16 protein-coding genes are annotated in these 25,456 nt (G+C 44.8%); 13 read left to right on the top strand and 3 right to left on the bottom strand.

Annotated features, from left to right (window positions below):
- Positions 1–554 precede the first annotated feature (554 nt).
- The 4 genes from L6475_RS03215 to L6475_RS03200 all read left to right on the top strand — a co-directional run bounded on the left by L6475_RS03215 (position 555) and on the right by L6475_RS03200 (position 2,346).
- Positions 555–773, top strand: a complete 219-nt coding sequence (locus L6475_RS03215; RefSeq protein ID WP_237822446.1) for a hypothetical protein — start codon at positions 555–557, stop codon at positions 771–773.
- 130 nt (positions 774–903) lie between these two features.
- Entirely contained in the window at positions 904–1,155 is a 252-nt protein-coding gene (locus tag L6475_RS03210; protein WP_237822444.1) for a DUF4160 domain-containing protein, read from the top strand.
- The gene (locus tag L6475_RS03205; protein ID WP_237822442.1) at positions 1,148–1,387 is read left to right on the top strand and encodes a DUF2442 domain-containing protein; all 240 of its coding nucleotides are present in this window, start codon (positions 1,148–1,150) and stop codon (positions 1,385–1,387) included. Before L6475_RS03210 ends, L6475_RS03205 begins: the two co-directional genes overlap by 8 nt.
- A gap of 26 nt (positions 1,388–1,413) precedes the next feature.
- Entirely contained in the window at positions 1,414–2,346 is a 933-nt protein-coding gene (locus L6475_RS03200; protein WP_237822440.1) for a hypothetical protein, read from the top strand.
- 715 nt (positions 2,347–3,061) lie between these two features.
- On the opposite strand, the gene L6475_RS03195 is transcribed toward L6475_RS03200, so the two are convergent.
- Positions 3,062–6,553, bottom strand: coding sequence for a glycosyl hydrolase (locus L6475_RS03195; protein ID WP_370641673.1), 3,492 nt, complete (start codon positions 6,551–6,553; stop codon positions 3,062–3,064).
- Between the two features lie 151 nt (positions 6,554–6,704).
- Between L6475_RS03195 and L6475_RS03190 the strand changes: the two genes are divergently transcribed.
- The 3 genes from L6475_RS03190 to L6475_RS03180 all read left to right on the top strand — a co-directional run bounded on the left by L6475_RS03190 (position 6,705) and on the right by L6475_RS03180 (position 11,065).
- Positions 6,705–8,198, top strand: coding sequence for a GH3 auxin-responsive promoter family protein (locus L6475_RS03190; RefSeq protein ID WP_237822436.1), 1,494 nt, complete (start codon positions 6,705–6,707; stop codon positions 8,196–8,198).
- A complete protein-coding gene (locus L6475_RS03185; protein ID WP_237822434.1) occupies positions 8,195–10,120 on the top strand; it encodes an Ig-like domain-containing protein in 1,926 nt (641 codons plus the stop codon). Before L6475_RS03190 ends, L6475_RS03185 begins: the two co-directional genes overlap by 4 nt.
- A gap of 102 nt (positions 10,121–10,222) precedes the next feature.
- Complete coding sequence (locus tag L6475_RS03180) at positions 10,223–11,065, top strand: DUF3108 domain-containing protein (protein WP_237822433.1); 843 nt, start codon at positions 10,223–10,225, stop codon at positions 11,063–11,065.
- A gap of 86 nt (positions 11,066–11,151) precedes the next feature.
- Here L6475_RS03180 and L6475_RS03175 read toward each other — a convergent pair whose 3' ends face one another.
- Positions 11,152–12,123 carry an aldo/keto reductase gene (locus tag L6475_RS03175; RefSeq protein ID WP_237822431.1) on the bottom strand — a complete coding sequence of 324 codons (972 nt, stop codon included), beginning with the start codon at positions 12,121–12,123 and terminating at the stop codon, positions 11,152–11,154.
- Positions 12,124–12,255: 132 nt separating this feature from the next.
- Here L6475_RS03175 and L6475_RS03170 point away from each other — a divergent pair, with 132 nt between their 5' ends.
- From L6475_RS03170 to L6475_RS03145, 6 genes are all read left to right on the top strand, one after another.
- Positions 12,256–13,509, top strand: a complete 1,254-nt coding sequence (locus L6475_RS03170) for a 3-phosphoshikimate 1-carboxyvinyltransferase (RefSeq protein WP_237822429.1) — start codon at positions 12,256–12,258, stop codon at positions 13,507–13,509.
- Positions 13,506–13,715, top strand: a complete 210-nt coding sequence (locus L6475_RS03165; RefSeq protein WP_237822427.1) for a hypothetical protein — start codon at positions 13,506–13,508, stop codon at positions 13,713–13,715. The genes L6475_RS03170 and L6475_RS03165 overlap by 4 nt, the downstream gene beginning before the upstream one ends.
- 8 nt (positions 13,716–13,723) lie before the next feature.
- Positions 13,724–16,672, top strand: a complete 2,949-nt coding sequence (locus L6475_RS03160) for a tetratricopeptide repeat protein (protein WP_237822424.1) — start codon at positions 13,724–13,726, stop codon at positions 16,670–16,672.
- A 35-nt stretch (positions 16,673–16,707) separates the two neighbouring features.
- Positions 16,708–18,267: a bifunctional response regulator/alkaline phosphatase family protein gene (locus tag L6475_RS03155; protein WP_237822422.1), complete on the top strand. Its 1,560-nt coding sequence runs from the start codon at positions 16,708–16,710 to the stop codon at positions 18,265–18,267.
- Positions 18,268–18,350: 83 nt separating this feature from the next.
- The gene (gene tsaE, locus L6475_RS03150) at positions 18,351–18,764 is read left to right on the top strand and encodes a tRNA (adenosine(37)-N6)-threonylcarbamoyltransferase complex ATPase subunit type 1 TsaE (RefSeq protein ID WP_237822420.1); all 414 of its coding nucleotides are present in this window, start codon (positions 18,351–18,353) and stop codon (positions 18,762–18,764) included.
- A 44-nt stretch (positions 18,765–18,808) separates the two neighbouring features.
- Complete coding sequence (locus tag L6475_RS03145; RefSeq protein WP_237822418.1) at positions 18,809–21,049, top strand: CotH kinase family protein; 2,241 nt, start codon at positions 18,809–18,811, stop codon at positions 21,047–21,049.
- A gap of 79 nt (positions 21,050–21,128) precedes the next feature.
- Here L6475_RS03145 and L6475_RS03140 read toward each other — a convergent pair whose 3' ends face one another.
- On the bottom strand, positions 21,129–25,130 hold the full coding sequence (locus tag L6475_RS03140; protein ID WP_237822416.1) for a hypothetical protein: 4,002 nt from the start codon (positions 25,128–25,130) through the stop codon (positions 21,129–21,131).
- Positions 25,131–25,456: the final 326 nt, after the last annotated feature.

The raw sequence follows: 25,456 nt of genomic DNA, 5'->3' as shown, positions 1-25,456 counted from the left end.
AAAATGACCAATTTCATAATAATTTAACATGCTAACTGGGCTCAAAACTCGCTCCGAATTCACCAAATCGAAAGTGGGTCGGAAATACGCGAGTTATGACAAGTCTTCGTATTTTTTAGAACTATCTGAATATCAAATAATTGCATATCCTTTCCCATTCTCATGTTGTAACGTTTCTATTATGCTGCAATAGCACTTCAGCTATACCACAACCACCATTCAATTGAAATGCAACTACTATTCAATTGCAATACAACCACCATTCAGTTACATTGCAACCACCATTCAGTTGCAGTATAGCGGACATTCAGTTGCAGTGAAACAAAAGTTCCATTTTACCATAGTAGTTAAGGCAATGCCATCCTATCAAGAAAAAACATGACAAAATACGCATTTTTTCAGGAAAAAAGTGGAAAAACAGGTATTTCTCAGCTCCGAGCTATGGGGTAAGAACATATAAATGAGGGTCGAAACAAGGGCTTTCCGTTCTAGATTGAGATTTTTATTTGTCTTGATTTTCGAAAAAAGAAAAGAAAAAAGTAAAGGGAGAAAAGATGGAAAAAGAGGAGAATTTGCAGACCGACAAACGAAGTCCAAGAGTCTGGGCAGAAAGTGTCACAGCTCAAATTATCAGGATTGCGAAGGATAAACTACAACTCACAGTTGAACAGTCTCCCATTGTACAATGGATTCAAAAACAACTGAAATGCAATACCCAAAAACAGCAGACAGAAGAACAAAAGATAGCAGGTCATCGTGGTTGGCATTTATAAATAGAGGGAGACTTGTTCCTTTTTCTTGTCCTTATATTGGCATAATGACCTGTTCGTTTGCATATTTTTTCTTGAAACGCCCATTATATGGGAAACTTTTTGTAAATTTGCACCCAAATAACAAGTAATTATGAGTCCAGTATTCAAACGCGAGAACGAATATATATTCAAGATATTTTCTAATGAGGAGGAGCGGATGCACATCCACGTCATCTGCGGCGGCCACGAGGCCAAATACTGGCTGGAGCCCCGCGTGGAACTGGCCAAGAACACGGGCATCCCCGAACACAAACTGAGTGAAATCAAGAAAATCGTAGAGAAATATGCAGACAGCTTCAAAGAACAATTCCGCCAGCACATCGGCAAGCGTATTGATGATTAACGCGCAGGGCATCATGCTCTCTGTGCTGGGCCACGACTATTTCCTGTCATACAACCGCATCCCGTGGATGCAGGACGCGCCCATCCGCAGCGTGCTGAACGTCCAGATGTCCGGCCCCGAGGCCATCGAGTGGCCCGACCTCGACGTGGACCTCGAAATCGAGAGCCTCCAGCATCCCGAACGCTATCCGCTTATCATCAAGCGGAATGCACTGGACTTCGTGGGAGTGTAAGAATTGAATTTATACATCTAATCGAAATGCCAAAATTCTATTTAGAAAAAGTATGTTACGAATTACCGATTCTTGATTCGTATAATGTCTATTTCAGTAAGCAATTGTTTCTTATTAAAATAGGCAAATGCGATTGCCTGCCAATGAAGATGCGAAGCGACCGATTTGGACTTTGCAAAGAATTAGAGAAAGATGTGTTTGAAGTTCTTATACCATTTGTCTATTCGGAAATCACACCATTCATATTTGACAATGTTGTAGGTGAAAATAGGCCCAATCCAGACTTCAATGCATATTTTATCGCTAGAAAGAAAGACGATAGAATAAGTACTTACACATTGTACATGTTTAAAAAGGCAGTATTCTCCTGTATCATAGAAAATATGAGGAAGAAGCTTGCAGTTAATAGGAAACATCAATTTTTTGTTTTTAGCAAGAATCGGAAAAAAGGCATTATTAAAGATGGGGCAATCATTGTACCTGCAAAGTTTGACTATATTTCAGCTTATGAATATTCTTATGAAGTAGGTGAGATTGGAAATAAGACAAATCCGTGGGATATAATATATACTTTGCTATTCATTGTGTCAGACAAAACAGGCAATGGGATTTATATGAATGGAGAAGAATTCCTACTGCATGAATATGAAATGATAGAAGCAGACGAGTTTGGACGGATTATTGCAGCAAGAGATTGGGATGAATATTATTGGCTAAAATATGATGACGCATCAAAGACCTTTGTGGAATCGCCGGCAGAAGTAAATGAAAATGGGATTATTAATATCGAATACGGCTATTGGTTTAATACAAAAAGAGGGCAATTTGAATACAAAGAAGATGATAGCTATCAATGGACAGAGGAAGATACATGGGATGCTCTAACAGATGGCCAATATGGAGATTATCCGGAAGAAGGCGTTGACTGGGATCATTTGTATGACGCATTAGGCTTATAAAACCTGCATAGCAATAATGCTGTGTGCAATTTTTAAATTAGTATCAAAATGAGAAAACTTAAAAGAGGTCTCCTGTAGTTCCTAAGTCACCGCCGAGCTGCATGGTAGACCAAAATGGTGAAGGCGGTTAAGTATATGGTCAAATTGTTATTTGAGTCAGCCGTGAGTGCTGGCGTTGGACTGGCAATCCAGCACATATTCTTGTAAAACACGTGAGAGGGGGGGACAGACCCTCTTTTTTATTATAACCTTTCACAGACAACTATCAATGATTAATAGCTTTTATGAAACAATAGTAAATAATCTATCATTAGTTTTGTTATCTCACACATTTTGTGTACCTTTGTCCCCGACAACGAGCCATTAATACAGGCTGGTGGCTCTAAGTTGGGAGTTCATTGACAAGCAAATCACAGCAGAATGAGGAAATGAGAATCGTTGCCAGTTCGTAACCTAGATTTTTCTCAATCCTCTGAACTGCCTTTATTTACAAAAGGTTTGCGATTTTATCCCAAATTACGAAATTTTTCTGAATCGACTACGTTTTTGCAAAAAATAATATATTTATTGAGAAAACGAATGGAAAAACGAAGAAGTTTATATCCAATTGACGTTCAGTGATCTATATTCAATATTTAATTTATACGGGTTCGACTTCCCTATCGACTAAAAGCTGAAGGGAAATCTATTTTTAGCGAGAAATAAATATTTAACTTTATCGCACTACTATTTTGCGGCCGTTACGAATGTAGAGTCCTCGCTGAGGGTGAGAAACCCGGATGCCTTGGAGTGTATAGAAGCTACCTGTTTCCATGGCAGGAGAAAGTACAACGGGCGATACGCCCAAAGAGGAGTTGTACGGACGGAAAACTTGTAAGGAACGATATAGATAGAAGTCTTTTCGACTCATTAAAGGCATCACGATAGTCTGGATTCCTTCCTCACATCGGGTAGAAAGCAATAAGGAATCGGTAGGATTGTAAGTAGCTTTCTCTGCCGAACCTACAAGATAACTCAATAGAGCCACATCATCTGTTTCAGCAGGTATAGTCAGTTGTGCATGATCACCCACTGCCATGCCATAGCCAGGATAGTAGAAATAATAGATAGCTGACTCACTCTGTGCTGTCACCCCGTCTGCCAACACGGCCTTCTTAGTAGCGTTCTGACCAGGAGCGCGACACCAGTTACACGTCACGTCAAAACCTTGTATTGCTGCAGTCTTTGTCATCACCTGCCATCCACAAAGGGGAGCCTCATCAGATGTAAAATCAATGGCAGTCTGTTGCAAATAGAGCCCTTTCCCCGTCAAGTAGGTCTCACTCTTATTACCAGCAGAATCGGTAGCTTTCAGTAGGATATAGCCATCGGCATCGCCCATCACTACCAGTTGCGAATGGTCATCACTCAAAGTGTATGCGCTGAATGCTTTTCCATCGGTTGTAGTCACTTCGAGTTGGCTAATGGGAAGTCCCGTTGGTGTGGTAAGCTGATAACATGGATGATAAAGGCGAGGTGAAGAATCAGTAAGATTCGGAACAAACGAGATCAGCCTTGACGACAACTCGTCAGACAACCGACGAAGAGGCACCAATTTCACCAAAGAATGAAGTCCTGAAGGAACCAGTTCCCAATCATTATAGGTAACTCCCTGCTGACTGGTATTTCCATTAACAATATCAAGAATATTCACATCCTTAAAGATTCTCCATTGTGTACCATCAATATCCATCTGCCTGATACGATTGGCTGGAAGATTGGTAACTTCGATGCGCAGGGTATTGTCACCCTCGTGAAGCATACCTGTAACATCCAGTTTGAAAGGTGCGCTCCATGCGCAGCCAGCAAAGATATTGTTAACATAGACGCGGGCACTCTCACGCACATCGCCCAAATCGAGACACATACCATTATTAGCCATTGCCAATAAAGAGGGACTCACATTGAAAACGGTTTCATAAACGCCTGTGCCCATGACAGACGAGGTGGTTGCATCCAGATGCTCCCATGTAGAAAGAGTATCAAGTGTATAGGTTTGCGCAGGTGTGGCACTATAGGTGCTATCAGAAAAGGTGAGCGTCCACTTCGAATGGATTGGAATACCTGCCATCTCAACAAAAGGCTGGTCGGTTGACTGCGGAATCAAGCCTCTCTCCACGCCATGATTGATGGTTTGCAGAATCATACTTTCTCCTGAGCGAAGCGAAAGCCACACTTTGCCATTCTCTACAGCAGCGGCACTAATTCTGCCTGTGAGAGGATTGTAATGCAATACCTCGGCAAAGGGAACGCTGAGAGAGGTCCATCCGGAAATATCCTCTGACGAAAGGTTTGCTATAAAATAATGATACCCCACGTCATTGGCACGGCGGATAGTGCGGAGACCGAGATCAGTACGCATCTGTTCACCAGCGATATTCAGTGATGCAATGCCGGCTGCGGTATTGTCATAGACGATGACAGCGCCCTGAGCCTTCAAATCATCCAGATGCTGCTTGGTAGGTTCAGGAATATTGGTACTCACTGGCACAACCAGTGCTTTATAACGTGTACCTGCCGCTGTCTGAAGCTGACCGTTTACAAAAGTCGTTGTGAGCAGAAGCTCATCGCTAATAAAATCGCAGTCCAATCCTGCGGCTCCAATATTGTTCACCGCCGTCACCATCGAAGGCATCATCTGCGAGAGTTTGTTGATATCAAACAGTTGCAACCGACTGGCATTTGCGCCCGTATTTTTGTGCATGGCATCAACAAAAGGAGCATACACAAGAATATCATTGTCGGGTTGTCCCATCTGAAGAAAACTCTGACACCGGGTAGCATATTGCATAAGCCAGGGAGCATCACGCCAAATGCTGTTGGTAGGACTCATATCAACAGAAGCGTAGAACTTCCATCCTGGCCATGCTGCTTCCGTTGGGGAATAGGTTGTTCCATGAAAAAAGATATGATTGACACCTGAAAGAAACATTAGGTCCAACTCAGGTTTCATCTGCGATAAAGAAACACGGAAATGCTCAGCCAACCACGTAAAGGTTTCGCTCGACACGAGTCGTTTTCCTGCGACATGGGCTGCACTCGAAGCATATTTCAACGTAGCCAGATCACTCAGATTCTGACTGGTAAAGCCTGCATCTGTACGTAAGCCACGAATCTTAAAATCAGTAATTCCAAAGCCCTCAATCTCAGGAATATCCACAGAGGCATAGAAGTCTATCAAATTGCCGGGTGAACCATGTCCCTGATTGCGAGTGGTCACATTGTGAGAATGAGCCCAATAGGTCCACTGACGAGTAAAATTGTTGAGCAACATGTCAGAGAGCGTCTGCCTATAGTCGGCCAGAACCTGATTGCCAGTATCTTTACGCTTACCCAGTCCTAACAACTGGTCCATATGTTCCTCAAGTTTGTAGCCCCGGTATTTCTCAAACTCAGCAAACATTTTAGGAGTCCAATCGGCCCCATACACTTCATAGGAGTCATTAAAGAAAGAGTGCGGCCACTGTGCGCCCGTTGCTGCAAAACGTTCATCGAAATGAGCAAGATAGTTTTTCACGGCATCGGCATCGTAATGGTCAAGCACGAGTCCCTCTCCCCCAGGAGCTGCCCGTTTTACCATCTGACCAGTATGACCATTATAGACAGCTAACAGCAACCATTCGCCTGCAGGAGCGAGCCACGAAAGGGTTGTTCCCTCTACGAACTGTGTCACTTCAACCACCTGTTGGTCGCCATCCTGCCGATAAGCCATCACCTTTGACAAAGGACTATTGCCTTCGGGACTTTTCACATCGAAAGAAAGCGGGATAGTACCATCAGAAGTTTTCGTTTCACTCTTTGTCACCAGTTTTCCGGCACTCTCATTGTTTTTTACCCACGGTCCTCCAAAAGGCCATCCCGTACCACCGTTCATATCTATGTCAACGCCTAATGACTGGCCATAGGTCTGCGTGGTGTTCAAGGCATCCATCCATGACTGAGACAAATAGCTACGCTCGTTATTCTCATTACCCTGAACACCGTAGATAGGGGTTATCTCCAATGTTCCGATACCTGTGCGGGCATATTCTTTCATAAGAAGGTTTAGGTTTGCATCATCAACAGCAGATCCCATCCACCACCAACGGGCACCAGGCTTCATTTCTGTTTTCACTTCAGGCCATTGTGGGGCAGGCTGTGCATTCATATAGATTATAGACAAGGCCATGCCTGCGATAACAAAAAGTAGCTTTTTCATATTATCTTGATCTGTTTCTTATCACTTTTGTGCGGACAAAGATAATTAAAAAAAGTAAAACCTACAACTATTACAAGAGTTTTGACTAATTTTGCAATCAATTTTACTAAAATATAAATCGATGAGCCTTACAAGCATTGCAAGATTGTTTTTCCAACAACGCTGGCGAGAATTGGAGCGCCATCAGACTGAAGGCGAGGCCCTTCAACGTGAGGTGCTCAGCCATCTGCTGGAAAAGGCAAAAGATACAGAATATGGTCGCAACCATCTTTTTGGCGCTGCCAAAGGCTATGACGACTTTGTTCGCAACACCCCCATTAACACTTACGAAGAGGTTAAGACTGATATTGACCGCATGCGCCATGGTGAAGAAGACGTGCTATGGCCAGGCCGTGTAAAATGGTTTGCAAAGTCAAGTGGAACCACCAACGACAAATCAAAATTCATCCCGGTATCGCCTGATGGTCTCCAGCACTTGCACTATAAAGGAGGTGCTGATGTGGTGGCCCTCTATCTGCGTAACAATCCGAAAAGTCGTATGTTTGACGGACGCGGATTAATTCTGGGAGGCAGCCATGCGCCCAACTACAACCTGCCGGGCTCGTTGGTAGGAGACCTCAGTGCGATCCTCATTGAGAATATCAATCCAATTGTCAACTTAATCCGTGTGCCTTCAAAACAGACTGCGCTGCTCTCTGATTTTGAAGTAAAACGCGACCGCATAGCCCGTGAAGCCATGACGAAGAACGTGACCAATTTAAGTGGCGTTCCTTCATGGATGCTTTCTGTTCTCAATCGTGTGATGGAGATTAGTGGCAAGGAACACTTGGAAGACGTATGGCCCAATATTGAGGTGTTCTTCCACGGCGGTGTTGCCTTCACGCCTTATCGTGAGCAATATGAAAAGCTCATCACCAGTCCGAAGATGCACTATATGGAGACATATAACGCCAGTGAGGGCTTCTTCGGTATTCAGGACGATCCTGCAGACAAATCAATGCTGCTGATGCTTGACTATGACGTGTTCTATGAGTTCCAGGAAATGGGAACCGACCGGATCGTTCCTCTCTGGGGCGTAGAAACGGGTAAGAACTACGCCATGATTATCTCAACATCATGCGGACTATGGCGATACATGATTGGTGACACTATTCGTTTCACCTCTACCAATCCTTACAAATTTGTGATTTCCGGCCGCACGAAGAGCTTTATCAATGCATTTGGAGAAGAGCTGATTGTTGACAATGCTGAACAAGGATTGGCATACGCTTGTCAGAAAACAGGTGCTGTGGTAAGTGAATACACCGCTGCTCCTGTGTTCATGGATGCCAATGCAAAGTGCAGCCACCAATGGGTGATTGAGTTTGCCAAGCGTCCTACCGACCTTAATGAATTTGCCGCTATTCTCGATCGCAAACTGCAGGAAGTAAACAGCGACTATGAAGCCAAGCGCTACAAGGACATCACGCTGCAACCTCTTCAGATCATCGAGGCACGCCCTAACTTGTTCAACGACTGGTTGAAGGCCAACGGCAAACTGGGCGGACAACACAAAGTGCCCCGATTGAGCAACGAAAGGAAAATTATTGAACAACTGATTACAATGAACCAATGAAAAAGCTATACCTTTTTCTTCTTATCTGCCTCACTTCCTGTGCTCGTATGGGTACTCCCGACGGTGGATGGTTCGATGACACTCCACCACGAGTGGTTGGTTCCTCTCCTTCCGATAGAGGTACCGATGTTACTTCACGCCGCATAACCATCAACTTCAACGAGTATATAAAGATAGAGGATGCGCAGAATAAGGTTATTGTATCACCGCCGCAACTTGAAATGCCAGAGATAAAAGCTACTGGCAAGCGAATTGTCATTGACCTACAGGACAGTCTGAAGGCCAATACTACTTATACCATCGACTTCAGCGATGCCATCAGCGACAACAATGAAGGAAACCCCATGGGTAATTATGCTTTCACATTCTCTACAGGCAAACAAATTGATACGCTACAAGTGAGCGGATATGTGCTAAACGCCGAGAACTTAGAACCCATCAAGGGAATGCTTGTCGGTCTGTATCTGGACAGCACCTGTGTTGACACAACATTCCATAAGTTGCCCATGATGCGTGTATCGCGCACAAACGGAAGCGGTCGTTTCACTATTAAAGGCGTAGCGCCCGGCAACTACCGTGTGTTTGCATTAAAAGACGCTGACGGAGACTTCGTTTATGGTCAGAAGAGCGAGGATATAGCCTTCTCTCACGAAGTTGTAACTCCTTCATCCAAACTCGATACTCGTCAAGACACTATTTGGATGGACTCATTGCGCATCAGTCGCATCAACCGCGTGGAATACACCCACTTTCTGCCCGATGAAGTGACACTGCTTTCTTTCCAAGTTCCTCAAACTGATCGCTATCTGGTAAAGACCGAACGCAAGGAGCCTGAAAAACTCGGCTTTTTCTTCAGCTACGGAAGTGATTCACTCCCCCGTCTTCGCGGACTGAACTTTGAAGCTGACAATGCCTTCTTTGTGGAACCTTCCACCAAACTCGACACCATCTATTATTGGCTGCGTGACACTGCACTTGTTAATCAGGACACCCTGCGAATGGAGGCCACCTATATGATGACCGACAGTACGGGATTGTTAGTAGAGAAGGTTGACACAATCGAGGCCTTGGCTAAGATTCCTTATGCAAAGCGACTGAAAGAAAAGCAAAAGGAATTTGAAAAGTGGCAGAAAGAACAGGAAAAGAAGAAAAAACGCAATGAGCCTTACGATAGTATCATGCCCATTGAGTTCCTGCGTCCAAAACTGAGTACCAACGGACAACTGAATCCAAACCAGAACGTATTTATTGAAATGCCTGTTCCGCTCGACTCTTGTCATGCCGAGGGTGTACACCTCTATTCAATGATAGACTCTCTATGGTACAACGCACCATTGCTTTTTGAACAGATCAATCCACGCCTTTATGTGGTCAAGGCAGAATGGCGCCCAGACATAGAATATAGTTTGGAAATAGACTCGGCATCCTTCCAGACCATCTTTGGCGAAGTTAACAAGCCTATCAAACAGGGTATTAAAGTGCGTTCTGAAGACGAGTTTAGTACATTGATGGTGAATATCACCAACATGCCCGATAGTGGCAACGTCATTATACAGATGATGGACAACGGCGACAAGGTTGTACGAGAAACCACTGTTCAGGATGGAACAGCCGAATTCTATTACGTAACTCCAAAGAAGTATTATTTACGTGCTATTATCGACTGGAACAAGAATGGAATCTGGGATACTGGCGACTACGATGCTGACCGCCAACCTGAACCGGTATATTATTTCCACGAAGAGGTTGAATGCAAGGCAAAATGGGATGTTACCCGCAATTGGGCACTAAACAGCCGTCCACTGTTCCGTCAGAAGCCTGTGGCAATCACCAAACAAAAGCCCGATCAGGAAAAACAACTTCGTGACCGCAATGCCCAACGAGCAGCATCTAAGGGCATTCCTTATGTTCCGAAGGACTAAGAATTCTGGTATCAGGCAATAAAAAAAAGCAGATGATTAAACATTTTGGGATAAGTTCCGTCAAAAGAGAAAACCCAAAATATTAACAAAGTTTTTACGCTTATGAAAAAGACTATTTCAAAAATGAATAAATGGTTTCTCAGTATCGCATTGGCAATCTGCGCATTAGTCATTAATCCAACAAATTCACAAGCCCAATGCGGGATTGAGAACAACGCATTCCAAGGTGGTGAATTTCTTGCCTATGACCTTTATTTCAACTGGAAGTTCGTATGGCTGAAAGTAGGGTCAGCCTCAATGTCAACAGTAAAATCTGTCTATAAGGGACAAGAAGCCTATCGTACCAGCCTCATCACACGAGGAAATGACAAACTTGACGGAGTATTCGTAATGCGCGATACATTACTTAGCTATTGCGACAAAGATTTGAACCCACTTTATCATCGCAAGGGCTCGCTCGAAGGCAAGCGTTATTACATTGACGAATTGTGGTATTCCTATCCATACAACAATTGCCACGTTAAGATGCACCGTGTAGATGCAGACGGTGCAGTTCATTGGAAAGAGAAAGAATATAAAGACTGTGTCTATGACATGATGAGCATCTTTTTGCGTGCTCGAAATTTCGACGCTTCAAACATGAAAGTTGGTGATGTTATACCAATGCCCATCACCGATGCCAAGCGGCTTTCCAATTCATGGTTAAAGTTTCAAGGTAAGGAAACTTACAAAATTGATGGTACAAAAGAAAAATTCAGATGTCTGGTATTCTCATTCATAGAGCACGATGATGGCAAAAACAATGAGCTCATCCGTTTCTATGTCACTGATGACGCCAACCACATTCCTGTACGCCTTGATCTTTTCCTTTCATTCGGTTCAGCAAAAGTGTTCTTAAAGAGCTATAAAGGTGTGAAGAATCCTATCACCTCGAAGATTAAGTAAGAGGGAAAGAACGGATAAAGTAATAGAAAAAACAAATAAAGTAAACGAATAAGAGCGGTCAGGAGGCCGCTCTTATTCGTTTAGCACTAAAGTTGAATATCAAAAGGTGGTGCCGAAACACATTTAAGGTTCTTCTCAAGCTGAGATGTAGAACTTGCCCCAACCAGCACTGATGTTACCCCCTTTTGCTGAAGAATCCATGCCAATGCCATCTCGGCTAAAGTTTCACCACGCTGCTGAGCCTGTGCATTATAACGACGAAGTTTCTCGAGTAGTTCATCGGTCAGCATACTTTCTTTCAAGAACTTACCCTTTGACATGCGTGAATCATCTGGAATACCATTAAGATAACGGTCGGTAAGCAATCCTTGGGCCAATGGAGAGAACGAAATGAATCCGACACCGTTCTCCCTACACAAATCAAGTATTCCTGATTCTTGTGGCTCTCGATCAAGCATATTCAAGCGTCCCTGATAAATCAAACAAGGTACATCACGTTCTTTCAGATACTTGAATGCAATGCGCGTAGCTTCCAAAGGCCAACGCGAAATTCCTACGTAAAGAGCCTTTCCTGAACGCACCACATCAACCAATGCCTGAAGAGTTTCCTCTAATGGAGTTTCAGGATCATAGCGGTGAGAGTAAAACAAATCAACATAGTCGAGATGCATACGTTTTAACGACTGGTCGAGTGAAGCCATCAGATACTTTCGCGATCCCCAGTTACCATAAGGTCCAGGCCACATATCATAACCTGCCTTCGTAGCAATGAACAGTTCATCACGATAGGGTCGGAAGTCATCGTCCATCAATCGGCCCATTGTCTGTTCTGCAGAACCATAAGGAGGTCCGTAATTATTCGCCAGATCAAAATGAGTAATTCCATGATCAAAAGCATAGTGAGTAATCTCACGTGAACGCTCATAAGAATCTACTCCGCCAAAGTTATGCCAAAAGCCAAGGCTCACTTTTGGCAAAAGTACACCACTACGTCCACAACGCTCATAGTTCATGCCTGCCTCATAACGCTGGGGACTTGCTACATAATTATTCATCATGATGTTTTTAGATTGTTTTTGCAAAGATAGTATTTTCTTTGGAAACCATATAACAATTTAATATTTATTATTTGGCAAGTCAAATATTTCTTCGTACATTTGTACAATTAATTTTTTTGCATATAATTGTATATGACCCAATACGAACTTCATGCCCCTGAGAATCTCAATGCAACAGTGAAATTACCTGCATCAAAGAGTATTTCCAACCGTGCCCTTATCATTTGCGCCCTACTCGGTGGCAAGGAACTCCCACAGAATTTAAGTGACTGCGACGATACTGAAGTTATAGTAGAAGCCCTGCGCAAGATGCCAGAGACTATTGACATCAAAGCAGCAGGTACCGCAATGCGTTTCATGACAGCCTTCCTTGCATCAACAGAGAATGGTGAACATCTGCTCACAGGATCTGAGCGCATGAAGCACCGCCCAATTAAAATTCTTGTTGATGCGCTCCGTATGCTTGGCGCTGACATTAGCTATGCTGGAGAAGAAGGTTTCCCACCTCTTCGTATCAAAGGTCAAAAGTTGGATGGAGGTCGTTTAGAGATAGCAGGAAATGTGAGTTCGCAGTATATTTCTGCCTTGCTATTAATTGGTCCGATGTTGCGAAACGGTTTGGAGATTCGACTCACTGGCGAGATTATTTCACGTCCTTATATAGATTTGACGCTATGGACTTTACGCGAATTCGGAGCAGACGCAGAATGGACTTCTGTGGACACCATCACCGTACGCCCAAAGCCATATTGTTCCCGTCCTTACTTCATTGAAAACGACTGGAGTGCTGCTTCCTATTGGTACGAGATGGTAGCGTTGTCTTCTCAGCGTGATGCTGAAATTCGTTTAGAAGGCCTGATGGATGGTTCAAAACAAGGTGACTCATCAGTACGCTACATTTTCAGTTTATTAGGCATCAAAACAATTTTTTCATCGAAAGAGCCTGGCGTGCCAACAACCGTTACCTTACGTAAAAACGGGCATCATGTATCTCGATTAGAATACGACTTCATCAATTCTCCAGACTTGACACAAACTTTTGTGGTGACTTGCTGTATGATGGATATTCCTTTCCATTTCACAGGTCTGCAAACACTCAAGATTAAAGAGACCGACCGCATCAAGGCCTTAAAGACAGAAATGCGCAAACTTGGCTTCATACTCCATGACATCAATGATTGTGAACTACTATGGGATGGAGAACGTTGTCAAGCCGAAGTTCTGCCTGCCATCGACACTTATGAAGACCATCGAATGGCACTTGCATTTAGTCCTATTGTTTTTCAGCAACCCATCATTATTAACAACCCACATGTGGTTACGAAGTCGTATCCCCGTTTCTGGGATGACTTAGAACAAGTGGGATTCACTATTAGTAAATCATGAATTTTGCTCTTATTTGTATCATAGCCATCGTTGCTCTTGGTGCGGTGGCCGCTCTCTCTTCTATTGGCAGTAAAGAAGAATCTATTGTAGAAGGGAAAGATTGTTCTACCTGTATCAGTAAGACTGATGGTTCGTGCAAGATAGCCTGTCTGATGGAGGAGAAAAAGAAGCAACAAGGCAATAAACCTGTTGCTACCAGCGTTTAAAAACATATATGCGCAGAGCTTCTTATACCTTATATATTATATATTTAGCCCTTGTCCTCTTGACAACGGCAGGTTGCTCTACGCAGAAGAATACAGCAAAAAGTCGTTGGTGGCACTCGTTCAACGCTCGTTACAACACTTATTATAATGGCTCATTGGCCTATATAGACGGAGCGGAAGAGAAGGAGAAAGGCAACAAGGACAATTTCACCGAGCAATTACCGCTTTATACCGTTGGCAACAAAAACAGTCGAGAACTTGGCAAAGGAAATTTTGAGCGTGCCATTGAAAAGAGCGAGAAAGCCATCAAACAGCATAGCATCAAGACTCGTCCTGAATGGAATAAAACGCGCCGTAAGACTGCTAAAGACAAGGAGTGGCTCTCACGCCGCGAATATAACCCATTCCTTTGGAAAGCTTGGCTTCTTATGGGTAAGTCACAATTTCAAAAAGGAGCTTTCGACGAGTCGGCAGCCACATTCTCTTACATGTCTCGCCTCTACCAGACCCAGCCTGCCATCAACGGAATAGCCCGTTCGTGGCTGGCACGCAGTTATATGGAGCTTGACTGGCTTTACGATGCAGAAGATGTGGTACGCAATATGGCGCGCGACTCTATTCACTATAAGGCCCAGAACGATTGGGACTACACTTTTGCCAATTATTATATAAAGAGTGGTGATTATGAACGTGCCCTCCCCTATCTGAGGAAAGCTATCAAACACGAGAAACGTAAAGTTCAGAAAGCGCGCATGTGGTTCCTGACAGCTCAACTTGAAGCTTCTTTAGGACATCGCCAAGAATCATACAAGGCATTTCAGCGCGTCATTCGTCAGAATCCACCATACGAACTGGAATTCAACGCCCGGATTGCCCAAACCGAAGTAATGGCTAAAGGTAATAGTCGCAAGATAATCAGCAAGTTAAGACGCATGGCCCGTTCTGACAACAACAAAGACTATCTTGACCAGATTTACTATGCTATTGGTAACATCTACCTTGCTCAATGCGACACGATGCACGCCATCGGCGCCTACGAAACCGGAAACGAGAAATCTACACGCAGCGGTATTGAGAAAGGAGTATTGCTACTACGATTAGGCGATTTGTATTGGGACAAAGAACGCTATAATGATGCCCAGCGCTGCTATGGAGAAGCAATCGGTTTGTTGGATAAGGACCGTCCTGATTACAACGAGCTGTCTCGCCGGTCAAAAGTACTAGATGAACTGGTTCCTCATACAGACGCCATCCACTTGCAAGACTCACTTCAAGCCTTGGCTAAGATGTCTGAAAAAGACCGTAACGAGGCTATAGACCGTGTGATTGAGGCTTTAAAGAAAAAAGAAAAAGAAGAACGCGATAAAGCCCGTGAAGCAGAGGTTGAGAAGGCTCTTGAAAAAGCCGGTTCCATAGGAAATCGTCAGCAGACCACCCAGCAAACTCCCAATCCCACTCAACAAGGAAACGGCCAATGGTATTTCTACAATCAGATGGCTGTTAATCAGGGTAAACAACAGTTCCAAAAGCAGTGGGGTAAGCGTGAGAATCAAGACAACTGGCAACGTTCGAACCTCACCGTGTTGGCCAATACTAATATCGACATGAACAATGCCGGACAGGAAATAGCCGACTCACTCTTCTCAGCCCTGGATGCCATCGATGATTCCATTGCCTCTGAACGAGAAGCCCTTGAGAATGACAGTGCGCAAAATGATCCGCACAAACGCGAGTACTATCTGGCCCAAATTCCTTTCACTGAAGAGCAGGTAGAAGCCAGCAATGCCATTATTCAAGAAGCCCTGTTCAATTCTGGCATTATTTTCAAGGACAAGCTGGACAATTCAACCCTTGACAATGCTCGTCAAAGCAGGCCACTTCGTCTTTCTGAGAAACAGCTCGTACGACTGACCTATTCTTTCCCCGACTACGAAAAGAACGATGAGGCTTGGTATCACTTGTATTTACTCTACTCCCGATTAGGCGAACACGACCGTGCCAGCGAATGTCTTACACATTTGAAAGCCGACTATCCTGAAAGTGAGTGGACCATACTGCTCAGTGATCCTTTCTATGCTGAAAATGCCCGCTTCGGTGTTCATATAGAAGATTCTCTTTATGCTTCCACCTATGAAGCCTTCAAACAGGCCCGATATGGTGAGGTAAAGACCAATGCGGCCCTTTCTGCCGAACGTTTCCCCTTGGGTGAAAACCGTCCAAAGTTCCTGTTTATCAATGGTCTGACACTATTGAATGAGAATGATGCAAAAGGTTGTCTGGAAGAACTTCGCCAAGTGGTTGAGAAGTATCCGCAAAGTGAGGTAAGTCCTTTGGCCGGCATGATTATCAAAGGTGTTCAAGAAGGACGCACACTCTATGGAGGAAAATTTGACCTTGACAATATTTGGGCTCGCCGAGATCTCACCATGTCTGATGACTCCACATCGACAGACACTCTCTCGTCCGATCGCAACCTGCCATTCCTCTTTGTAATGGCCTATCTGCCAGACTCTGTTAACAGCAATCAATTGCTGTTTGAAATGGCACGATACAACTTTTCAAACTTCACGGTACGCAATTTCGAACTGAATATCGAGCAGCAGCCTGGTATCACACGTCTGCTAACAAGCGGTTTCCTGAACTATGACGAGGCTTTGCAATATGCGCGCAAGCTATATGCCAATGAGTCCATGCGGACCTTGATACATAAATGCCGTTGCATCATCATCAGCGATCACAACCTCTCACTCATTGGTACACGCTATAGTTATCAAGACTATGATGAATTCTACCAGCGCACTTTTGCACCTCTTACTATCAGCAACGAAGAACTGCTGGAGATTCCTGAAGTCATTGAGCAACCTGACGAAGAAAACGAACAAGACAATTCTCAGGAAGAAACGCCTACTCCTGCTGATAATAAGAATACCAATGATTTCGATGAAGATTTCTGGTAATTCAACAATAGCAAATTCCTAACTCTCTACTTCCCATGACCAACGGACAATTACTTTGGGTTGATGACGAGATGGAGCTTTTGAAAGCTCACATACTCTTCCTTCAGAAAAAAGGCTATGACGTAACCACAGCCTCCAACGGCACTGACGCAATCGATTTGTGCCGTGAGAAATCCTTTGACCTTGTACTGCTCGACGAGCAGATGCCTGGCCTCAGCGGTTTGGAGACTTTGCAACGCATCAAAGAGTTATCGCCAGCTACGCCGATCGTCATGGTGACCAAGAGCGAGGAAGAAAACATCATGAACCAGGCTATCGGACAGAAGATTGCCGACTACTTGATAAAGCCCGTCAATCCCAACCAGATTCTACTCACGCTGAAAAAGAATATTCATCGCCGGGAGTTGGAAACGGAAGTAACCCAAAGCCGATATCAACAGCAGTTCCAACAAATAGCCATGCAAATCATGGACTGCCGTACCTGTAAGGACTGGATAGAGGTGTATCGCAAACTGGTTCATTGGGAGTTGGAACTATCTTCCACCGACTCACAGATGACCGAGATGCTTCAAATGCAGAAAGAAGAAGCCAATCTCGGTTTTGCGAAATTTGTTAAGAAGAACTATCTGGATTGGGTAAAGCCCAACCCTTCCAGAGAGGAAGGGATGGTTATGTCAACAGACATTTTCAAACGCCGCATATTCCCTCTACTCGACAAGAAAGAAAAAGTATTCCTTGTAGTACTCGACAATTTCCGATACGACCAATGGCGTATGTTAGCCGGTGAACTGGCAGACCAATTTGATATTGACGAAGACCTATACTACAGTATTCTTCCCACTGCTACCCAATACGCCCGCAATGCTATTTTCTCGGGTCTCATGCCCGACCAAATAGCCCATATGTTCCCCGATCTCTGGGTTGATGAAGATGAAGAAGAAGGCAAGAACCTGAACGAAGAACCGCTCATCCAAACACAGTTGGAGCGCTATCGCCGGCATGAATCGTTCTCTTATCATAAAATCAACAACTCGGCCGATGCCGAACGACTGTTACAGCAAGCGAATACACTCCTTCATAATGACTTAAATGTAGTAGTATTCAATTTCATTGACATGCTTTCCCATGCAAGAACAGAAAGCCGAATGGTACGCGAACTGGCCAACAACGAATCGGCCTATCGTTCTATCACCCTCTCATGGTTCCGCCATTCTGTCATTGCCGATTTTTTCCGTTGGATTGCACAAACAGACTGCCATGTCATTGTTACCACCGATCATGGTTCTATCCGCTGCACAAAGCCAGTCAAAATCATTGGTGACCGCAACACCAATACAAACCTGCGCTACAAACTGGGAAAGAACCTCGGCTATGACTCGAAAGACCTCTTCGTAATCAGAGATCCACGCCAGGCTCAACTCCCCCAGCCAAATCTTTCCACCAGCTACGTATTTGCCACAGGCGATTCATTCTTCGCCTACCCCAACAACTATAACTATTACGTCAGCTACTATCGCGACACCTTCCAGCATGGCGGTATCTCGATGGAAGAGATGCTCATTCCGCTCATCACCATGAACGGTAAACGCCGCTGATTTATAGCTAGTTCGTTTTCATTAAAAAATTTGGCGTTTATTATTTAATTTGCTAACTTTGCAGCCGTTTAAGACAAATTATTATGGAAATTCTGATTCAGGACTTAGACCATATTCATGAGGCTGCACGCCAGTTTATCAGTTTAATTGGTGACCATACAGTTTTTGCATTCTATGGAAAGATGGGTGCAGGAAAGACCACTTTCGTGAAAGCTGTTTGCGAAGAGTTAGGTGTAGAAGATGTCATCACTTCTCCTACCTTTGCCATTGTCAACGAATATACAACCCCTTCATCACCAATCTATCATTTTGATTTCTATCGCATCAAAAAACTCGAAGAAGTTTACGATATGGGCTATGAAGACTATTTTTACAGCGGTAATCTCTGCTTCATCGAATGGCCTGAACTGATAGAAGAAGTACTCCCCGACGATGCTGTCAAGGTGACTATCACAGAGAATTCCGACGGCAGCCGAACAGTCTCCGCACAACTCTGAGCCACCAACCATTTTCCAACTAAATAGTAAGTATTATCAACAACATGCAATTCAAACCTAAAACTTTACTAATTATCGCAGCATGCTGCATGATGTCATTGACGATGTTTTCACAGTCAAGAGACAACTATCGCAGTCTGCTATTAGACAAAAATGTCAAAATAGAAAAGACGAATCTTCCCATTGTCTTCATTAACACCAACGGTCGCATGATACGCACCGATGATTACATCCTGGCAAGGATGAAGATTCTGCATAATGGTGACGGCTCACTGAACTTTGCCGACACCGTCAGTTTCCCAGGACAACATATAGACTACGAAGGCGATATTGCTTTAAAATACAGGGGAAATTCCTCCTTCTCGTCATCAGACAAAAAACCGCTGGCTTTCCGTACTTTGGCTTCGAACGTACTACCTGTCAATGGTGGTGAAAAACAGAAGGTGAAGATTCTCGGCATGAAGAAAGACAACAAGTGGGGTTTTATAGCTCCTTGGGCCGATGAAACGATGTTTCGTGATGTTCTTTCGTTCGAGTTAGGACGTCCTTGGTTCGATTGGGTACCCAGTGCCCGCATGTGCGAAGTCATTCTTGACGGCACCTACTATGGCATATACGCCCTATGCGAGCGTACTTCAGGCGGAAAGCACCGCATGAACTTAAACACGCCAGGCGAAGATGACGGTGATTTATCTGGCGATTATCATGTAGCTATTGATCATGGCTACAATCCCTATTATGCATCGAAACATCATCCTTGGCAGTCTCTTGACGGTAGTCGCGTGGCCACATGGTTCAACATCAAGTATGAATACAAAGACCCTGACAATGACGAATTCGATGCACTGCCTACTGGCACCCGTCAGGCTCTTCACAAAGAAATAGACAAGATGGAAGATTCGTTCATGGCCGACAATTGGCTTGACGAAAACGAAGGCTATCGCAAATACATCGATGTGCAGTCGTTTATTGACTATATGCTGGCCACCGAACTTTCAATGAACATTGACGGCTATCGACTGAGCACGCATCTTTATAAACGCAGCAACCAACGTCAAATTACCGAGAGTTTGGACCCCCGCTGGAAAACAACACTCTGGGACTACAATATTGCCTGGGGCAATGCCAACTATTATGGAGGCGACCGTACTGACCAATGGCAGTATATGATGAACATCAACAATCAGAGCGATGATTGTCCAATACCATTCTACTGGTATAGAATGCTTCAGGATGATGAGTATGTCAGTGCCCTTAAAGAACGTTGGCGCCAATATCGTGAGAGCAATCATTCAACTCCAAGAATCATGGCTGTCGTCGATTCACTAAGCACCATGCTGAAAGCCGAAGGTGCTGCTGAACGAAACGAACGTGCCTGGGGTATTTTCACGCGCAACAACATCTGGCCTTTGCCATACTATGCACAAGACTATGACGATGCAGTTGACTATCTGAAAGACTGGATTCAACAACGCCTGCGTTTCATGGATAAATATCTATTGCCACCACGCAACATCGAGACAGAACCGATAGAAGTGAGCGATGGGTGGACGGCCGATATCGTTGTTGAGAAATTGCCTGCAGTCAATAACACATCCCTCACCATCGATGCGTCAAACCGTGCGCTGTATTCCAGTCAGCTACGTTCTTCGGGCGGTCTGCCTGCCGATGGCTATATTATCTCTGCCAACGAAAACGTAAAATATCGGCTCCAGAATTATACCGCAAACAATGCATTGGCTCTTCACAGAAGTGGCGAACAAGGCACCATTACTCTTTCTACGCCTATTGAGACCAGCGAGTTGTTCATTCTCGCCACAAGCGGCAACGGTGCCTCTACGGTAAATGTCACCCTTCACTATGCCGACGGCACTGAAACCAATGCCGGCACATACCAGATTCGCGACTGGTCTGTACGCTCAGAACAAATACAGGGCAATGAGGCTGTTAGCGGTTTGGGCAATATCCGACGTGATGACAATAGCTATAGCGGCGACAACCACTACTGCCTGTTCGACTTTTCTGTACCTGTTGATGAGAATCGCTTGTTGAATGCCGTTACCTTCACCTCACAGGCCAATGCTTATGCTTCAATCTTGGCCCTGTCCCGTATTGTCAGCACTCCAACAGATGCCAACCAGTCAGTAACGATTCATCACCATGCTGACAGTCAGCCAACTTCCATCTATTCTACCGGAGGTATCCAGCAACGCGGTTTACGTCGCGGTCTCAATGTTGTACGATTCAGCGATGGAACAGTGAAGAAAGTAATCTCAAGGAAATAATAACACCTCTCACAAACAAAACGCCGAATTAATGTTGGATAAGCACATTAATTCGGTGTTTTTTATGGAAAAAAGAAAATCAATAAAGGACTTTCTTTCCGTTCTGAATATAAATACCGCGGAGCGCAGCAGAAGGATTTACCAATCGTCCCTGCAAGTCATAAGTATTTGTTGACTTGACCGACGACTGACGTAACTCCTGAACCCCAGTAGCATTCTCGTCACTTGACAAAAGGCGGACATGGTCCACATAAAGCAATGTATTGTTGGCTGCGCCGACACCTGCAGAGGTCTTAAAGCCTAACGAGAGGGTGACAGCGGTCTCTTTTTCAAGCTCAAAATCATAGCAGAGTTGCTGCCAGCTGCCACGCTCTGAGGGATAGCGATAGTCGGTCTTTGTACCAATCTTGATGCCTGTGAGCGATGTATTGGTATTGTTACCGCTGGTATTCACCACCTTTCCGTTGTTTGAAGTCTCGTTAGGACAAATATAGCGTACGTTCATCAGCACGCGATACTTACCGGCATCAAGTGTCACCGCCTGCGTAATGGCGTTCGAGCCTGCGTCCCACGAGTTCAACACGGTGAGGGTTCGGTCACCACACTCCTCATCAAACAAGGGGCGTCCGCAACGGTCGGCATAGTTGCCTACTGCCTTCGGACTTACACAGTATTGAGTGGTACTATAAGGCATAGAGTACATTCGGCAGAAGTTAGAACCGCCACTCAACTGATTGCCGGCCTTCCATCCTTTCACAGGCAGGATATTCGGCCACTTGGAATTAACAGCAGCCACTGTATTTACATAGCACGGATTGAAAGTTCCTGCATCGCATGTAGCATTGCCATCGGCCTTTCCATAGGTTTCGTCTTCCTCAAACGAAGCATTTACGAGTGTTTCGGCCGTGATGTCCTGGTAGCCTTTCGTGAGGTCTTCTTTCTGGTCTTCAGGAAACGTGGCACCTTCCTCGATCAGAAGGTCGCCTCCCACTATTTTAGCAGTAAAACTGCCCGTTGTCTTTACCAGTTTTTCCACGATACCGTTAGAGGTTACAGCCTTGACAGCAAACTCGTACTCGCTATCCTTCAAACTTTCAAAATATGCCACATCAGGATTGTTGGGATCCTGTACTGCACGCAGTCCTTCACTATTTACAAAGAACTTCAGCGTGTTGACAACGCTGTGATTCTCTTCTGCAATAAAGCGACCGTTACCGGCCTGAGCCATCATATCGCTACTTCTGAATACCGGACGTCCCAATGGTGTCTGAATATCGCTCAACACACAGGGTTGGTCGCTTGCAAAATTGCTGAGCAACAGATAAGCAGTACTGTCAGGATCGAAGGCGATCACTCCGTTCCAACCTTCAGGAGTTGACAACTGCTGATTGAATCCTGCCAACTGCGATGTGGAAACAGCATCCATATTTGAATAATAAGTAATGGCACGGCGGTCCACCACCTCATTCACCGTCACCGAACGGCTCTTGTTGCTATACGAGCTGTACAGCTTGGCTGTCATCACCGAGTTGTTGTTGGCTTTCTCGCCAAAAGCAAACTGTTTATCGCCCAAACGGACGATACCCAAGGCATTGTCAACGTTCACCCAATTACCATTCAGCGAGGTGAAAGCCGATCCATCCAGCTGCTTATGTCCGTCAGCAGTATAGAGGGTGCGTTTGGTCTTGGTCAGCTCATCAACGCTGATAGCCATCAGCCCGCCCTTTTCAGCCGATATGGTGGCAGCCGTATTCGCACGTACATAATCAATATATACGACAGCATTTCCTGGTGTAGAGTATAGAGCGAACCTATTGTTCAGTGCAGCATCGTTGGTGTTCAGCTCACCATTCATCACATAGCTGTTGCCCTGCAGGTCGTAAATACCCGACACAACAGGTGTTGCATTAGTTTTCTTTCCCTGTACATCGTACCAGCCAATAAAATTACCGGTATTATTGGCACGGAAAGGAACCACTATCTTATTCTTGTCCACAGAGTTGACGGCAATATAACCAGTATAGCTGCTCAATCCTGTACTCCAAGAGAAGCAGGTGAAACGCGAGTCGCTGGCAGCACGCACGATATTCTGAGAAGAAAGAATCTTTGCAGCGCTGTATTTTGCATTGAAATCGTTCCAATTCGTAGCGGTGAGGTCGGCTGTCGACATCACTTCGTGCATCAGCCAGGTCATCATCACGCGATGAGCCTCAACGCCCATACGACGGGCTCCCACATCGGCACGCAACAACCACGAACCATCAGTTGTTGTAGTCTGACGGGCCTTAATCATCTTATAGGCCAGATTCTCCAACATTAAAGCATGCGGATCGCGGAGGAAACAGGCATTTGTTGAATAAGAAGTAATCTGGTCATAGAGGAACAGACTCCAGTCGTTACCGTTAGGCATAGCCAATTCACCATCGGCCAGAGCCAACCAGTAGAGCACCTCATTCATCACCTTGTCATTATTGTGCATCAAGGCATTGGTGGCCCATTTCTCTTCGCCATAGAGTCCCTGTTGGAACAACTTCAGCGCCAAGGCGGCCTCGCCCAATTCCTGAATCACCACATTCTGATAAGAGGTATGGAAGTAGTTGTGATTCTGAAGGGTATAGTCATCGTAGAGGTTCTGCCCTTTATAGAGATTGGCCACTGTCTTATTGTCGTAGGATGGGTCAATAACCGTACGGTTGGTTGCGTCGTCTTTCTGCGAGTAACTGTTGATGGCAAACTCGCGGAGGCGCTGGAACCATTGTGGAGCCAATGCATCGTTGGGGAACAGTCCCAACGTAGCTGCCAAAATGTCGGCTTCCCAACCATTCTCCTCTGCCTTCGTATCACCGGCAAAGCCTGTTGGAATAGAACGGTACAACTCGTAATTGCACTCAGCCTTCAACAACTTATAGATATAATTCTTCTGGGCGTCGCTCAGTTTGTCCCACTGGAAGAAAGCGCTATAGGCCACAGACATAGCCCAAAGTGAGGACTCCCACACATAATCACTTGTAGAGGTAGAGCCCCAGTTCTTATTATCCTTACACTTCTTCAGGTTGTTTGCCTTATGCGTGCTATAGGCAAATACGAGGCTCTTCATGGCCATCGACTCAAGGTCACCCCATGTCACGCCAGCCGGCAGATTTACTTTTCCATTGGCATATTTCACCAAGAAAGCGCAAATCATAGACAGGTCGGCATTGGTGCGCACACCAGCCTCATTGCTGTTTCCAGTGCTTTCGCCCTTGAACACACCGTTGGCCTCACCTTTACTATTGTTGGTCTCATTCTGGAAGTCATTCTTCAGGTAGGTAGCAAAATTGGCCAACATCTGCAACAGGTCGCCCTTCATCTGAGGCTCGGCCACGAAATCACTGTTCACGACACTCTCCGTAGGACTTTCAACATCCTGTTCGGTGGGCACGTCAGGAATCACGGCATCGTCAGCCAATTGATAAAGACGCACATCGTCGAACATCACACACGAGCCCCCTGACAACCACGAAATGACAAAACCGACAGTCAGACTTCCGTCTGCCTTTTGCTCGAAATCGATGGAGACGGTATTCCACTTCATTGTGGTGAAACAATTAACCGAACCCTGAGGGAAGGCACTGGTGCTTTTTTCGGTTCCTGCCACAAGGTCAACAGTTGAAGTGGCACTATTGGCATAGGCCGAACGCACTTTGGCAGAAAACTGATATTTACCTTTAGGAAGAGAGGTAATGGTCTGCTTCAAACTTGACGAACCGTCATTCCACCCCACACGCTGGTAATAGGCCTGCGTGCCATCGGCCAGTGTGGTCACTTTACCAAAGTTATTGTCGGTAAAGCAATCACTCGTCAGAATCAGGCTCACGGCAGTTGCGTTATTCACTACCGTCCATCCTTTGGGGGCTGTCACTACATAGCCACGCAAACCGTCGGCCTTCTCGGTTTTGGGAGAAAGTTTGGTTACATCATCATCCTCGAACGAGGCATTCGTTATGTACTGTGCTGTCACATCGGTCTTTTCATTGGCTGCGAGGCACATCGTTGTGGAACCCAACAAGCCGAGCAGAATCGGGAAAAACTGTTTCATCATGTTGAAAGTTTATAGCTTTTAATGTTTTGATCTTCGTAATACTGCCGGCAAAGATAGAGAAAAAAAACGAAACTATATTATATTGACATAAATCATTTGTTCTTTTGGCCAAAATTTAAAAAACATTTTCAAAAAAACAAGGTTCTTTTCGAGTACTTGTACTTTTCGGATTCAGTAGTTATCATTCTCCAACATAACAGATTGAATAGTGTGACCGAACAGAAAAAGCGCCAAAACAAATTATAGCTATAATTGCGATAATTATAGCTAAAATTCGAAAAATTATAGCTATAATTTGTTTTGTCAGACGGTGTATTAAAGCAGAA

The organism is Prevotella sp. E9-3 (assembly GCF_022024015.1).
In the GTDB taxonomy this organism is placed as follows: Bacteria; Bacteroidota; Bacteroidia; order Bacteroidales; family Bacteroidaceae; genus Prevotella.
Note: the sequence above shows the minus strand (reverse complement) of the source record. Positions and strands in the feature narration are given on the sequence as shown.

What these genes read in the sequence shown, in the direction of transcription:
- L6475_RS03185 (WP_237822434.1), top strand. Translation starts at nt 8,195, where the DNA reads ATGAAAAAGCTATACCTTTTTCTTCTTATCTGCCTCACTTCCTGTGCT.
- L6475_RS03155 (WP_237822422.1), top strand. Translation starts at nt 16,708, where the DNA reads ATGACCAACGGACAATTACTTTGGGTTGATGACGAGATGGAGCTTTTG.
- L6475_RS03205 (WP_237822442.1), top strand. Translation starts at nt 1,148, where the DNA reads ATGATTAACGCGCAGGGCATCATGCTCTCTGTGCTGGGCCACGACTAT.
- L6475_RS03145 (WP_237822418.1), top strand. Translation starts at nt 18,809, where the DNA reads ATGCAATTCAAACCTAAAACTTTACTAATTATCGCAGCATGCTGCATG.
- L6475_RS03170 (WP_237822429.1), top strand. Translation starts at nt 12,256, where the DNA reads ATGACCCAATACGAACTTCATGCCCCTGAGAATCTCAATGCAACAGTG.
- L6475_RS03210 (WP_237822444.1), top strand. Translation starts at nt 904, where the DNA reads ATGAGTCCAGTATTCAAACGCGAGAACGAATATATATTCAAGATATTT.
- L6475_RS03175 (WP_237822431.1), bottom strand. Translation starts at nt 12,123, where the DNA reads ATGATGAATAATTATGTAGCAAGTCCCCAGCGTTATGAGGCAGGCATG.
- L6475_RS03140 (WP_237822416.1), bottom strand. Translation starts at nt 25,130, where the DNA reads ATGATGAAACAGTTTTTCCCGATTCTGCTCGGCTTGTTGGGTTCCACA.
- L6475_RS03180 (WP_237822433.1), top strand. Translation starts at nt 10,223, where the DNA reads ATGAAAAAGACTATTTCAAAAATGAATAAATGGTTTCTCAGTATCGCA.
- L6475_RS03215 (WP_237822446.1), top strand. Translation starts at nt 555, where the DNA reads ATGGAAAAAGAGGAGAATTTGCAGACCGACAAACGAAGTCCAAGAGTC.
- L6475_RS03200 (WP_237822440.1), top strand. Translation starts at nt 1,414, where the DNA reads ATGCCAAAATTCTATTTAGAAAAAGTATGTTACGAATTACCGATTCTT.
- L6475_RS03190 (WP_237822436.1), top strand. Translation starts at nt 6,705, where the DNA reads ATGAGCCTTACAAGCATTGCAAGATTGTTTTTCCAACAACGCTGGCGA.
- tsaE (WP_237822420.1), top strand. Translation starts at nt 18,351, where the DNA reads ATGGAAATTCTGATTCAGGACTTAGACCATATTCATGAGGCTGCACGC.
- L6475_RS03160 (WP_237822424.1), top strand. Translation starts at nt 13,724, where the DNA reads ATGCGCAGAGCTTCTTATACCTTATATATTATATATTTAGCCCTTGTC.
- L6475_RS03165 (WP_237822427.1), top strand. Translation starts at nt 13,506, where the DNA reads ATGAATTTTGCTCTTATTTGTATCATAGCCATCGTTGCTCTTGGTGCG.
- L6475_RS03195 (WP_370641673.1), bottom strand. Translation starts at nt 6,553, where the DNA reads ATGGCCTTGTCTATAATCTATATGAATGCACAGCCTGCCCCACAATGG.